The sequence below is a fragment of the Paenibacillus sp. Negev47 genome, from assembly GCF_058313655.1.
In genome coordinates this window covers 52,304-65,887 of sequence record NZ_CM177754.1, presented here as the reverse complement: position 1 = coordinate 65,887, position 13,584 = coordinate 52,304, and the positions used below count along the sequence as shown (strand labels likewise).

The 13,584-nt window shown below is 47.9% G+C and carries 13 protein-coding genes; all 13 read right to left on the bottom strand.

Features of this window, described 5'->3' with window-relative positions; translation table 11 throughout:
* Positions 1–43: 43 nt before the first annotated feature.
* Positions 44–2,089, bottom strand: a complete 2,046-nt coding sequence (gene ftsH, locus AC4G47_RS00305; RefSeq protein ID WP_491104284.1) for an ATP-dependent zinc metalloprotease FtsH — start codon at positions 2,087–2,089, stop codon at positions 44–46.
* Positions 2,090–2,189: 100 nt separating this feature from the next.
* Entirely contained in the window at positions 2,190–2,729 is a 540-nt protein-coding gene (hpt, locus tag AC4G47_RS00300) for a hypoxanthine phosphoribosyltransferase (protein ID WP_458124815.1), read from the bottom strand.
* A gap of 52 nt (positions 2,730–2,781) precedes the next feature.
* Complete coding sequence (gene tilS, locus AC4G47_RS00295; RefSeq protein WP_491104282.1) at positions 2,782–4,221, bottom strand: tRNA lysidine(34) synthetase TilS; 1,440 nt, start codon at positions 4,219–4,221, stop codon at positions 2,782–2,784.
* Between the two features lie 44 nt (positions 4,222–4,265).
* Entirely contained in the window at positions 4,266–5,213 is a 948-nt protein-coding gene (locus AC4G47_RS00290) for a serine/threonine protein kinase (RefSeq protein ID WP_458124813.1), read from the bottom strand.
* Entirely contained in the window at positions 5,197–5,949 is a 753-nt protein-coding gene (locus AC4G47_RS00285; protein WP_091018321.1) for a VWA domain-containing protein, read from the bottom strand. Before AC4G47_RS00285 ends, AC4G47_RS00290 begins: the two co-directional genes overlap by 17 nt.
* An 85-nt stretch (positions 5,950–6,034) precedes the next feature.
* Positions 6,035–8,542: a stage II sporulation protein E gene (spoIIE, locus tag AC4G47_RS00280; RefSeq protein WP_491104279.1), complete on the bottom strand. Its 2,508-nt coding sequence runs from the start codon at positions 8,540–8,542 to the stop codon at positions 6,035–6,037.
* 473 nt (positions 8,543–9,015) lie between these two features.
* Positions 9,016–9,543: a S1 domain-containing RNA-binding protein gene (locus tag AC4G47_RS00275; RefSeq protein ID WP_076292124.1), complete on the bottom strand. Its 528-nt coding sequence runs from the start codon at positions 9,541–9,543 to the stop codon at positions 9,016–9,018.
* Between the two features lie 198 nt (positions 9,544–9,741).
* The gene (locus AC4G47_RS00270; protein WP_458124811.1) at positions 9,742–10,077 is read right to left on the bottom strand and encodes an FtsB family cell division protein; all 336 of its coding nucleotides are present in this window, start codon (positions 10,075–10,077) and stop codon (positions 9,742–9,744) included.
* 12 nt (positions 10,078–10,089) lie between these two features.
* A complete protein-coding gene (yabQ, locus tag AC4G47_RS00265) occupies positions 10,090–10,659 on the bottom strand; it encodes a spore cortex biosynthesis protein YabQ (protein WP_491104277.1) in 570 nt (189 codons plus the stop codon).
* Complete coding sequence (gene yabP / locus AC4G47_RS00260; RefSeq protein WP_036606119.1) at positions 10,656–10,940, bottom strand: sporulation protein YabP; 285 nt, start codon at positions 10,938–10,940, stop codon at positions 10,656–10,658. Before yabP ends, yabQ begins: the two co-directional genes overlap by 4 nt.
* Positions 10,941–11,115: 175 nt before the next feature.
* Positions 11,116–11,394: an RNA-binding S4 domain-containing protein gene (locus AC4G47_RS00255; RefSeq protein ID WP_036606120.1), complete on the bottom strand. Its 279-nt coding sequence runs from the start codon at positions 11,392–11,394 to the stop codon at positions 11,116–11,118.
* Positions 11,394–11,666: an HU family DNA-binding protein gene (locus AC4G47_RS00250; RefSeq protein WP_017691362.1), complete on the bottom strand. Its 273-nt coding sequence runs from the start codon at positions 11,664–11,666 to the stop codon at positions 11,394–11,396. The genes AC4G47_RS00255 and AC4G47_RS00250 overlap by 1 nt, the downstream gene beginning before the upstream one ends.
* 309 nt (positions 11,667–11,975) lie before the next feature.
* A complete protein-coding gene (gene yabN / locus AC4G47_RS00245) occupies positions 11,976–13,469 on the bottom strand; it encodes a bifunctional methyltransferase/pyrophosphohydrolase YabN (protein WP_145326529.1) in 1,494 nt (497 codons plus the stop codon).
* Between the last annotated feature and the right edge of the window lie 115 nt (positions 13,470–13,584).

Sequence of the window (13,584 nt, the reverse complement as noted above, 5' to 3'; positions counted from 1 at the left end):
CTCTCTTGATTTCACCTGCTAGTATAGCCAGATGTATTATGCATTAAGACGTTGGCTTCGTTCCGCCATCATCCGGGTTATTGTTATTACCCTTTTCCAGATTCGGAGCTTCGTTCGGAATATCTCCGGCTGGTGGCTCAGGCGTTTCATCTTTACCTTGAATACGGACACGCACATCACCGATGTTGTCAATGATTGGCTCTCCGCCTTCAGTTGGCGTACCTTCACCGTCATTGTCATTCTCTGCTTTTGGAGTCAAAGAACCTGTTTCGATCAATTGTTTGATCTGATCCATTTCCAAAGTCTCAACCTCAAGCAAAGTCTGAGCGATCAGATGCATCTCTTTTGAATGTTTAACAAGCAAGTCCTTACACTTCTCATAACAGTCATTGATAAAGCGTTGCATTTCCTGATCAATCTCATAAGCAATGGAATCCGAGTAATTCTGTTCATGGCCGATATCCCGACCAAGGAATACCTGTCCTTGTGAACTTCCGAATTGCATAGGTCCCAATTTCTCACTCATACCGTACTCCATAACCATGCTGCGAACAATACCTGTCGCTTGCTGGAAGTCACTGTATGCACCAGTACCAATTTCTCCGATGAACAATTCTTCAGCTACACGACCCCCGAGAAGTCCGGTTACTTTATCCAGCAATTCCTGCTTGGTAACCAGCATACGGTCTTCTTTTGGCAACATGATTACATATCCACCCGCACGTCCGCGCGGAATAATGGTCACTTTATGTACCATATCAGCATGTTCCAGGAAGTATCCTACGATGGTATGACCTGCTTCATGATAAGCAACGATTCGTTTCTCGCGATCACTGATGACACGGCTTTTCTTCTCCGTACCAACGATGACACGGTCTATCGCTTCGTCAACTTCCTTCATGGAAATATCTTTTCGGTTACGACGTGCTGCAATCAATGCTGCTTCGTTCAAGAGATTTTCCAAATCTGCACCAGAGAAGCCTGTTGTACGTTTCGCGATAATATCCATCTTCACATCTTTGGTCAGTGGTTTATTACGGGAATGTACTTTCAGGACAGCTTCACGACCTCTTACATCAGGGCGATCAACCGTAATTTGACGGTCAAAACGTCCAGGACGCAGCAAGGCAGGGTCCAAAATATCTGCCCGGTTCGTTGCGGCTATGATGATAATACCTTCGTTAACTCCGAATCCGTCCATCTCAACGAGCAATTGGTTGAGTGTCTGTTCACGTTCATCGTGACCACCACCGAGACCAGCACCACGCTGACGTCCTACAGCATCAATCTCATCGATAAAGATGATACATGGGGCATTTTTCTTCGCATTTTCAAACAAATCACGTACACGTGATGCACCGACACCGACAAACATTTCCACGAAGTCAGAACCTGAAATAGTGAAGAATGGTACACCCGCTTCACCGGCTACGGCACGAGCGAGCAATGTTTTACCGGTACCTGGAGGCCCTACGAGTAATACGCCCTTAGGAATCCGTGCACCTACTGCTGCGAACTTACGAGGGTCCTTGAGGAAGTCTACAACCTCAACAAGTTCCTGTTTCTCTTCGTCAGCACCCGCAACGTCTTCAAATGTAACCCGCTTCTTCTCTTCGTTGTAGAGACGAGCACGGCTTTTACCAAAGTTCATTACTTTACCGCCGCCGCCTTGAGCCTGATTAAACAGGAAGAAGAACAGCAGGAACATAATGATCAAAGGAATAAAGGAAGTCAGCAACGTCAACCAGATGCTGTCACCTTTCATCGGCTCCTGATGATATTGGAAATTGTTAGTTTCACTTGCAGCTACAAGCTCACTAATTGCCTCATCCGTAGGAGGAATATACGTTGAGAAATTTTCTGATTTGGCGCCGTCAGGTGCCTTCTTGTATTGACCGGTCACGAGATACGTTTGACCGTTGAATTGAACCGTCAATTCAGAGACATTGTTGGCTTTGATCGCTGCACGCAACTGATCATATCTAGGATTATCGGTGGCTTCGCCGCCATTGCTGACGAACTGGACTATCCCCACCACAACTAAAAAAAGAATCAAATAAAAACCAGAATTCCGGATGAACCGATTCATCCCCTACCTCCTCTCGAGACACTTTAATTATTTTAACATAGCCCGACATGGCTTCTCAACAGAAGCCAAGAACAGCTCAAGGCTTGGGTCGGGCAGGATATTAGCTAGTGTAGACTTCCGGCTTCAAAATCCCGATATAGGGCAGGTTCCGGTACTTCTCGGCAAAATCCAAACCGTAACCTACGATGAATGCGTCAGGAATGTCAAAGCCTGTGTAATGAGCTTCCAACTCCACTTTACGGCCTGAAGGCTTGTCGAACAGCGTAACCACACGCACCGATTCGGCACCACGGTTCTCTAGCAGTTCAATCAGATAGCTGAGTGTAAGTCCGCTGTCGATAATATCTTCGACAATCAGAACTTCCCGTCCTTCAACGGATACATCCAGATCCTTAATGATTTTGACAACACCTGATGACTTGGTGGAAGCGCCATAACTGGATACCGCCATAAAATCCATTTCAACAGGTACCGTTATGTTTTTAACCAAATCAGCCATAAATATAAACGCACCCTTGAGCACACAAATGACCAAAGGATTGCGGTTTGCATATTCGGCACTTAGTGTTGCGCCTAATTCCTTGACTTTACTCTGAATTTCTTCTTCACTGATCAATACTTCCTGAATGTCGTTCTGCAACTGTGCGAACCTCCTAAGTTATACTATGAAAGCCTTACCTGAACCATAACCACTACCCCTGAATCGCTGAATCGCCTACAGTCATGTACAGGATTGCGGAAGTGCCCTCCCTGACAGGAGCCACATTGGACCGTCGAACACCCGGTAACCAGATGATATGACCTGCTCCATCACATACCACAGGAATACGTGGACGGACAGATGGGGGGATTTTCTCATCGATGAAAATATTTTTCACCTTTTTGCTTCCGTTTAATCCCATTACTTTCATGGTATCTCCAGGTAACCGTGAACGCACAACCAGCGGCATAAGCAGTTGATCCGCATCAAACGCGGCTTGATTCGCCGATTCTGGTACATGATAGTCCTCGGGACTCACCGGCGTCAACCGAATGTACCGGTTAATCTCGGTGAGTGAAAGCTCATAAGTTCCACTCCATTGCGCAAGACGATACTCGTAAGATTGATCCTGTACGTCCGTCCGTATGCCAAAAGAAATCAGATTATACTCCCGAGTGCAGGCGAGTGTCTGTCCTATATCCAGGCTCCAGGTCGTCACATGGGTCTCCATGACCTTGCGACGAATGGTTTCTATACGGGTAAAGTCGACAAAATCACTGTCCAAAGGCAGATAATTCAATATTAGTTTAATCAACCTTCGTTGTAAAGCGACATGTAACTTCAAGAAGGAAGGCACCTCAAAGGTTTGCCTTCCGCCGTTCACCTGCACTAGACACCTGTATGTGTCATATGCACTCTGCTCCATGAAATCGTCTTCATCACCCACAATTTCGGCAAGCCGATTCAATGACGGCGTAAGTTGTCCATTATACTGCCCCAAAAAAGGAAGCACATCCAAGCGAATGGCATTACGCCGATATTTACGCAGGGAATTGCTCTCATCATTGAAATACATAAAACCCTGGGTATTACAAGCTTCTACAAGGTCTGTCTTGTTTATACGAAGGCATGGACGAATAAGTTCCACATTTTTTTCTCGCCTTTTAAACTTCATTCCTGCGAGTCCCGACAAGCCAGTTCCACGAAGCAAATGAAGCATGACCGTCTCTGCCTGATCATCCGCATGATGTGCCAAAGCGATGCTTGCCGCATTATATTTGGAAGCCACTTCGTGCAAAAAGGCATATCGCTTGTTACGGGCCGCTTCCTGTGGTCCTTGACCCGTCAGCTCCATATATGAAGGAACGTCGGCCTTTATCCACTCAAAAGCAATCCCAAGCTGCTGTGCCAGTTCCATCATTTTCTCCGCTTCATCATCAGATTCACTCCGGAAGCCATGATGCACGTGGGCACAGATCAATTCAAGCGGCACATGCCGCGTGCTGATCTCGTGCATGATATGCAAAAAAGCCACCGAGTCCGGCCCGCCCGATACTGCGACGACAATCCGATCCCCGGGAACCCATAACTGATGCTCTTCCGCTGCATCCAGCACGTTATTCACCAGCATGTTCCAGCGTAAAGCCTCCATACCTGTTCCTCATTCCTTGCGTTATGTATATGCACTCTCACAGATTAGAAACGTAGTGCATAGATGAGCACCCCAATAAGTAATATCACAGATACAGCGAATGCGTTCTTAAGCCAGCGCGGTGTTGTACTTTTGGAACGACGGCGAAGAGGCGTGGGGCGTGCCATCATTTCCTTCCACCCTTGTGCTGCATGGCCTGCATCAGGAAATTGACCTCGTAAGGCCTGGATTGTCCAATTTCGAAAAGGACCCAGTCGTTCACTACGCTCCACCAGCGCTACGAGCTGATTCACACTTCGCAGTTGCGGTAACCCTTCTGCTGCCAGTGCCTTGAGCGCGTCCGCTTCAAGTACATGAATCAACAATAATGCAAAAGCAAATACATCATAGGTACCGTCTGCTGTTCGGCTGCCTGCATTCCAAAAGCCCCGATCATACCATTCGGTGAACTGCTTGACGCTTCGACCAATTGACGTAACTCCGCCGTAGTCGATCAATTCCACATGCCCATAGTCAGATACCAGCACATTCTGAGGCTTGAGATCACCGAACACCCATCCCGCCTGATGCAGCTGTGCCAGCTTCTGCAAGAGTCTAAGTCCCACCAAAAGTGTCCAGTCTGTCCCCTGACGCCGAATGAAGTGATGAAGAGCCTCACCTCGAACGTAACGCATCACATAAAAGGGAATATCCCGGCCACGAACGGCATAATCATCCACATCTTTAAGATAGGAAGGAATGCCGCTCTGCCGAAGGGCCTCATGATTACGCTGTAGTTGAAAAGATTTAAGCACATTGACTTCCGATTGCAGATCAACCGGATCAAATCCCATTTTAAGCGCGTAGTGTTTGCCATTTTCACCCCGTTGGACTAGAAAAACGATGCCATTGGCTCCTTTGCCCAGTAGCTTCCGAATCGTGTAACGACTGCGATTCCATTTCCCTGTAACCACTGTTCCTGGCGGGAAAGAGGCGTCAGACAACGTTGTCACCGAGCATCCCTTCTCTTTCAATGCGATAGTTCCCTTCTATTTCCTGCTGTTTCTCCAGTGTACCATAACGGTAAAAATCAATCACCTTCTGAATTGCAGGACCTGTCGGCGTTGCACCCTTCATCTGCAATCGTCCAAACAGGGATCGAACACGGCCTGGATCCGTTGTCCAGTCAATATCCATTACCGCATCTTCGCCACTGTGTCTTCCTGGAAAGTGAAATACCGAAAGCTTGCTCTGACCTATACGCGCTTGCAAACTTAGCATTAAATCGCGAATGCCTTCTTCTACTGCAGCCAGTTTGGGCTTCATGCTGGCACTGACGTCAATCAGCAATATAACCTGTAACGCTGTAGTTTCAGCCATATCATCCATCACTTCCACGACCCGGGCGCGTTGTGCGGGTTCCAGATCGGTTACCGTTTTGGGCTCCTTCTCTCCCAAAATTTGTGTTAACTCTCTATTAACCGCCTGCTGAATCGTCTGAACCACTGTTTTTCTTGTCATCATCTGCATGGTATGGGCAAGCTGCCGTGTACCTACAATTTGGCTGATTCCACCTCCGGCTCTGGCAATGTCCTCAATCTCCCGGCTACCCAGCTCACCAATGGTTCCATAATCAATCACGCCAACCACATTAACCGTGATCCCTTCTTCCTGCGCTTCGGCCGCTGCCAGCACCGGACTTGGTCCTACATTGGAACAACCGTCGGTGATCAACAAGATTTGCTTCATCCGATATCCCTCCGTTATTCGTTACTCTCCAACTCTATGACTAGCATTGCCAGAATGAAGAGACTTCAAACAGAAGAATATGCAATTAACTGACGGTCCGTGGACGCTCCATCCGGTTGATGCCAGGCACACGCAGTGTGGCCCATTCAGGGCGGAAATGCTCTACTTTTCCAACAACGACAGTCATATCATCCAAAATTTCATGCTGTTGATATCTTATGACACTCTCAAGCAGGCAATCGGCCAACTCTTGCGGATCATCTGTATCAATCTCTTGAATGAGCCGTTTCATCCATAACTCTTTGTTCACCGCATACCCCGGTGCATCGTAGATACCATCCGTCATCATAATGAGAATGTCCCCCGGCTGAAGCTGTACCGTCACCAGATCCACTTCAATATCCTTAATAATACCGATCGGCAAATTACTGGCTGAAACTTGAATAACCTCCTGTCCTCGTTTGATAAAGCTTGGCGTTGATCCAATTTTCATAAACGTTGTCTCTGCCGTATATTCATCAATTAGCGCCATATCCACTGTGGCATACATCTCTTCAGGTGAGCGCAACATCAGGACGGAGTTCACGGATTTGATCGCCAGTTTCTCGTCCATGCCGGACTGTAGTAACTGTTCCAGTATATTCAGAGCTGCACTGCTCTCCATTCGTGCCCGTTCCCCATTGCCCATTCCATCACTAAGCGCCACCGCAAACGTGCCATTGCCTAACTCAACCGTGCTGAAGCTGTCCCCTGACATCACATCTCCCCCTTTTGCAGCAGCAGCAACACCCGTGGTGACCTCGAAGGTTTTGGCTGAACCAAACGTGACGGTCGCCAGTCCCTGACGAGGGTCGGTCATGGTCTCATGCAAAACGGCAATATGCTCGTCCAATACATCCGAGATCAGCGGAGCTATCATTTTCCGGCACTCATCGAATCCCCGTGTATATGCATGTACAATCTCAATTTCCACATTACCTGCTTCCAGATTGATAATCTCAATGGAATGAATGGATAGGCCCAGTGACTCTAATGCGTCCCTGATCTGCTCCTCCTGCTGCACCATCTCATCACTTTCCCGTTGAATCTCTTTCGCCAGGTCCTCCATAACCTGAGATACGCCAGACAATTGCTCTGCAACGAGCTGTCGACTATCTATAATCTGACGCTTCCATTGCATGTTATGTTGATGCAACCCATACTGGGCACGCATGACTTCAAGGACCTCTTCCGGTTTCGCACACACCCTGTTCCATTCCACTGGAATCTGCTTGCCTGATATCTCCGGGTTCCCCTCAATCGTACTCATCACGTCCGTCATATATTTGTAGGTTTGAATAAACTTCGCATCCCAGCATTGCGTACGCTTGAAGCAGCTTGCACACGTGCCCTCGGCAACCGCATTCATGAAATGATCCATTCCACCTTCTTTCTGTACCGGCTCCCCCGCACCGGACATCTGATCAAAGCTGCGTGACAATTGACGGAATACCTGCGAGAACCGGGTTACCCGCTCTGCCGTGATATCCCTTATCCGTTTGGCATACTCATGCTGCGATTTCGTGTGGTCCTGCGTACCTGGCACATACTTGGATATGGCTGTCAGCAGGCTCTTAGGTGTCAACATGAATAGTACGATAGCTGCACACGTCTCCCATAATGAGTTCATTACATCACCTGGACCGCCCAAGTATATGGATAGAATGGACGAACCCAGCAGCATGCCCAGTGCAACTCCCGCACGTTTGCCCTCTCGAAGCATACCCGCCAGCATTCCGGCAAAAGCAAGCAGGCTCATCTGATACACCGCTGACATGTCAGCCAGACTCAGAATCAAGCCGGTAATCACCCCAACAGAGGCTCCAAGGGGGGCTCCGCCCACCAGCGCAAAGATCAGAATGAGATAACGGGAGAGCATATGCTCGACGGACAGAGACTGAATTGTCCAACCTACGGCTCCCGTCATGACGGAAGCGAGTAATATGATCAGGCATAGGATCTCCTCGTTCTTTAGGTTGAACTTTTTTTTGCGGTAGGTGAAGATCGGTATGGCTTGTATAAAAACAAGGGTGAGCACGAAACTTAATACCGAGTCCATCGTGAGCATCAGCATGGCATACCAGCTGAAGGATGGTCCGATCACGACAGCGAATAACTTGACCATAAATGTAGTCGTAAAAACCATCGTCGGCGCATAAGATAATTCAGCACGATCATATGACTCCAGTCCCCGGAAGAGCAGATAGAAGATGGCGATCTCCGATGCGACAATGAGAGGTACCGGAAACGGTGCAAAGAGACTGCCTGCGAGTAGAGCAGCTCCTACCGGTATGATGTAATCCCTGCGCATGAATGCAATCACGGCGAAGTAGGCAATGGCAAAGGGCGATAATTCATTCAGAATCATGGCCTTTCCGAGCAGGAACCCCATAAACGTAAGTAACAGTACCCATTTGCGGGAAGCAACCATTTGGACAGCCTTGCGGGAGCCAAGCCACTGTTTCAGACGTACCGACAGCTCCTCCCGAGCTTCCGTACCTCCTTTGCCTGCTTTCATTCCCGGAAATTGAATGACATTCCACTTTTCCATCATCCTCAAGGCACCCCATTCGATTAATTTGAATTTTCGTGTTTCGTTCTCGATGGTTCTGATTATAGATAGATTAGAAGACGTAGTTTGTCAGAATAGGTGGGTAGGGTCCAAAAAGTTTACGACAAAAGAAACGAGCCTGGCGCGGTGGTGCGAAACCCCCGGCCTTATTGTGATTTCAATCATTCTCCTACTTGATTCCGACAAGGGGAATGTCTGATTTTGAACCGGGGTTAGTTTGGCCTCGCCATCATTTGAGCAGGATAGCTGTGGAATGCCACGGAAACCTGTCGGTAAAAAATGGTAGACGACAAATGTTCTTATAGTTCCATTTTGCCGTGCAGAAAAACTGGGGATATGGAGCTTCACCTTACAAAAAAAGCTATTCCACCGCTCATCTGCAAAAGTAAACGCAAAAAAACCGTTAGCCCATGGGCTAACGGTTTTACTATATGTTTAGATCAGGTTGAGACAGATTACACACGCTTGGCTCCGCGGCCTCCGCGTTTGCCTTCTGTGTTCTTTTTAAGCGAAGAGATCCGCTCTTCACTATCTTTCAGGAAGCGCGACATTTTATCCTCAAATGAAGGTTTGCCTGCTGCGGGCTTGAAAGAACGGCCTCCACGGTCACCACGGTTAAATCCACCGCCGCCACCACGACCTTGGCCACCACTTGGGCCTCCGCCGCTGAATCGTTCGCGATCTCCTCCACTGCGTTCCGGTCTAGGAGCTCTCGGGGGTCTGGATTGTGTTTGTTGCTCAACCGGTTTGTCAACAGCTTGCTTAATGGAAAGTCCGATCTTGCCATCCTTGTCAACGTTGATAACCTTCACTGTAACGAGGTCATTCAGCTTCAGGTGGTCGTTGACATCTTTGACGTAATTGTCGGCGATTTCCGAGATGTGAACGAGACCCGTGACACCTCCTGACAGATCCACAAATGCTCCAAAATGCGTGATTCCTGTCACCTTGCCCTCTAACTTGGTGCCCACTTCAATTGCCATAGAATAAAATGATCCTCCCTTAAAAATATACAACCCGATTTTTTGAATGCCAAAATCAATGCTGCGCTAATGTAATTATACCTTATGCCGTAAACCAAGGTCAACTGAACACTACCCTATCAGAGAGCCTATTTTTTCCGGTTTAACGGCTTCAGACACACGGATAACAAACCTAGCTCGGTAATAGACCGAATTCCATCAGTTCCCTGACTCTTCAACCTGGATCGGCGTTTCCTCAGGAAGATAATATCCTTTTTTTCGTGCCAGCTGTCCTATGTATTCTGGGTCATTCAACCGGCTGACTTCGTACTTCAACTGCTCCAGCTTCTTCAACGTATCTTCCTTTGAAGCTTGCTGAGTAGCCAGATGAGAACTCTTGTCCGAAATTTGTGCATTCTGCACAAGGAATGTATATCCTGCCCATACTACAAATACGATCATAAACGTCATCCAAAGCATGAGGCGCCTTCTTGCGCCGGCAGATTTTCCTTGGTTAGTTGGAGCCTTAGATCTGCCCACAGGTGTTTTACCCATTATCGGACCTCCTTAAAACCAGCGTTTCCACATCGCTGCAATTCTTGTACCCACACGGATCATCCAATGCGGCGTTACCCAATGTCTCAGGAGCGGCCTAAACATCCAACGGAATAACTTGCCGAAAGGTACCAAACATTGCAGCACCAGCTTGCCCAGGAATATTAGTATCGCAATTACAAAACCTAATAATACGCGAATCAACTTATAGATTCCCTTAGCCGGCATAACGATCAGGATGTTAAGGATATGTCCACACCAATGAATCAGCGTTCTTGCGAGTTTAATTAACATTACCACAAAACGCTGGGTTGTAACACTTAAAAGCCAAAAATAGAAGCAAACCCCTATAATCAGCCCCAAAAAGACATAAAACCGCAACTGTCCGTGGTTTCCGGCGTATAGCATCCGAAAAACGAACAGCGCGGAAGCAACCCAGTACAACAGATCTAGCGTGTGGATGCTCCATCTCGGAAACCGCAGCTGTCCGGACAGTACCCGGTAACTGTCATAGGCCATCCCCATCACGACCCCCGAAGTAAGCATCCACATCAATGTGATCCATTGAGTATCCGGACTCATCGGAACATCTTGCCAAACAGGCCTTTACCGTTTTTGGACTGGGAACCGGGGTCCAGATATTGGAGCGAACTTACTGTACCTTCAATAGATAACAGACCTTCCTCCAGGCTCAGGTTTTTGATATGTAAATTGTGCCCCCGGATGGTCAGATGCCCAAGTTCAGTCTGCAGCAAAAATTCCTCACTGTCGAAGCTCTCCACATTGGAGACACCCGTCAGATCCAGCAGTTTCCGATTCTGCATGCTCAGATGATGCTGTTTGGCCTTACCGTGCTCAACCATGGCATGTACCCCTCCTTCTTACACCTAGCTTATGGATGTGGAGGTTAGAATAGAACCTGCGTTGTTGAACAAATAACCCGCTATCTCGCGAAAACAAAAACGCCCTTCCCGGTTACAGGAGGACGTTTCGATTCAACTTGCATTGAATGAATATACAATCATATCAGGTGTACTGTTACCAGTTCATCCCGTTATCCTTGGCGATCGGCTCTTCCTTAACCAAGGTATAGAGGCTGCTCGCCTCATCCTTCTTGGTGCTCTCGGCAATTCGTTCCACCTTCACGGTGACCAGTTTCTGACCGAACTGAACCGTCAGCTCATCGCCTACTTTAACAGCGGCACTGGGCTTCGCTTCACGTCCGTTCACCAGAACACGTCCCTGTTCAGAGACGTCCTTGGCCACAGTACGGCGTTTGATTAACCGGGAGACCTTCAGGAATTTATCAAGACGCATTATTTTACGGCTTCTTTAAGTTTGTTACCTGCTTTGAATGCAGGAACAGTGGACTCAGGAATCACGATTTCATTCCCTGTTTGTGGGTTACGTCCGGTACGACCGGAACGTTTGCGGGTCTCAAAAGTGCCAAAGCCAATCAATTGTACTTTGTCTCCGCTGGCAAGTGCATCTGTAATTTCTCCCAAAAAGCCGTTCAATACGGACTCAACGTCTTTTTTAGTCAAACCACTTTTGGTTGAAATGTTGTTAATCAGATCTGTTTTGTTCATTTTTAAAAGCCTCCCAAATTGAAAAAAAAGTATCTGCTAGCCTGAGCAATAGGTTATTGCCCCTGGTTTCGCGTTAGGTTACTACACATGTATTCTGGCTTGGTATCTGAAATCCTGCCTTGGTCCGCGACTTTTTTTTAGCTTTTTGTCGATGGTCCGCAAGCAACAGTCTAAGACCAGTACCCGAAACCATTCGTCGCTAAACACCAACCCCAGTTTACACAGATGAACACATGTTCGTATATCATAACACACTGCATAGCATGAATGGAATACGGTTATCCGGCATTTCCCAGAAAATTGAACCTGTTATAATCCTGCCTTCTTCGCATCCTGCCAGAATTGCTCCATCTCTTCTACATTACTATCTGCTGGCGTTCTCCCCTGTTCGCGCAGACGCTCCTCGATGTACTGAAACCGTCCAACGAACTTGCGGTTTGTCGCAGCGAGTGCCTCTTCCGGGTCTGTATCGATGAATCTAGCGACGTTCGCGGCTGCGAATAATAAATCGCCCAGTTCGAGCTTCCGTTCTTCCGCAGACTGACCTTGTTGCACCGCTTCTTTCAACTCCGCCAGTTCTTCCTCGATCTTGGCAAACACACCTTCAACATCATCCCAGTCAAAGCCCACTTTGGCTGCTTTCTTCTGCAGCTTGTATCCCTTCATCAATGCAGGCAAGTCACGCGGTATGCCGTCCAGCACGGAAACCTTCTCCTGATCCTGGCCCTTGCGCTTCTTCTCCTCTGCCTTCATCTGTTCCCAGTTCTGAAGAGCTTCATTCGCATCTTCTGCCTGATGATCACCAAAAACGTGTGGATGACGGAAAATCAGCTTATCGTTCAAGCCTTCGATGACATCATACACATTGAATGTGCCAACCTCTTCTTCCATCTGGGAATGCAATAAAATCTGCAGCAGCAGATCACCCAGCTCTTCTTTCATATGGTCGGGGTCATCTTCGTCGATTGTCTCAATGACTTCATAGGTCTCTTCAATCAGGTTTTTGCGAATGGATTGATGCGTCTGTTCCTGATCCCATGGACAGCCACCCGGACTGCGAAGAATATTGACGATCTCATGCAAACGCGCAAAGGAACGGCGACGCAGGGCATCATCGGTGTTCTTCGGTACATAGATCAGTGAAAGATTGCCGTACCCTTCGATCCGGTCCAGTTCGTGCAATGGAATCTTGTGAATGACCTCCTGGCCCTGTACACCCAGCGCGTGACCAACAAATACCGGATAATCATCCGGGTAGACCTCCATCAGGCACAGCTTCACATCCGAAGCAGTGAACACATCGTAGACTTGTCCGATCAACGTATGTAGTTGTGGTTGTACCAGTTCTGTGTTCAGGCTGCTGGCGTCCAGGAGTTGAAAACCTTCAATCGGGTCGAATCCAAGCCGGATAAAGGCTTCGTCCAGGAAGCTCTCTCCACCCATGACACGCAATGAAATACCCATCTGCGGACAACGTTCTTTGAGCAGGCGTACACTTGCTTCTGCTACCATCGGATGACCGGGTACAGCGTACACAATCTCCGTTCCGGCCTCACCCTTGCGAGCGGCTTCTATCAGTTGGTTCGCGATCTCATCGTATACTTCCGGAAAGGAGGACTTCGCCTCATAGATGGCATCAAATGATGTCATCTCCAGCCCCTCTTGTTGCAGATCATTCAATACGGGATGATCCAGGGTACGTACATACAGCGTAGCTGCATGTTTCATTTTCTTGATAATACCTACGGTCAGTTGGTCTGCATCTCCAGATCCAAGACCCACTACGGTTAAAGCTGCACTCATTACGTAAACCTCCATCCGGACTATCCTGTCCAGACTCACTGATTCATCGTGCCTGAACAGGACTAATTACACGTATTATACCAGAATCATTCGATATCCTATAATTGCATATTCT

Coding starts and splice junctions, on each gene's coding strand:
- ftsH (WP_491104284.1), bottom strand. CDS start 2,089: ATGAATCGGTTCATCCGGAATTCTGGTTTTTATTTGATTCTTTTTTTA.
- tilS (WP_491104282.1), bottom strand. CDS start 4,221: ATGGAGGCTTTACGCTGGAACATGCTGGTGAATAACGTGCTGGATGCA.
- AC4G47_RS00285 (WP_091018321.1), bottom strand. CDS start 5,949: ATGAAGCAAATCTTGTTGATCACCGACGGTTGTTCCAATGTAGGACCA.
- spoIIE (WP_491104279.1), bottom strand. CDS start 8,542: ATGATGGAAAAGTGGAATGTCATTCAATTTCCGGGAATGAAAGCAGGC.
- AC4G47_RS00275 (WP_076292124.1), bottom strand. CDS start 9,543: ATGGCAATTGAAGTGGGCACCAAGTTAGAGGGCAAGGTGACAGGAATC.
- AC4G47_RS00270 (WP_458124811.1), bottom strand. CDS start 10,077: ATGGGTAAAACACCTGTGGGCAGATCTAAGGCTCCAACTAACCAAGGA.
- yabQ (WP_491104277.1), bottom strand. CDS start 10,659: ATGAGTCCGGATACTCAATGGATCACATTGATGTGGATGCTTACTTCG.
- yabP (WP_036606119.1), bottom strand. CDS start 10,940: ATGGTTGAGCACGGTAAGGCCAAACAGCATCATCTGAGCATGCAGAAT.
- AC4G47_RS00255 (WP_036606120.1), bottom strand. CDS start 11,394: ATGCGTCTTGATAAATTCCTGAAGGTCTCCCGGTTAATCAAACGCCGT.
- AC4G47_RS00250 (WP_017691362.1), bottom strand. CDS start 11,666: ATGAACAAAACAGATCTGATTAACAACATTTCAACCAAAAGTGGTTTG.
- yabN (WP_145326529.1), bottom strand. CDS start 13,469: ATGAGTGCAGCTTTAACCGTAGTGGGTCTTGGATCTGGAGATGCAGAC.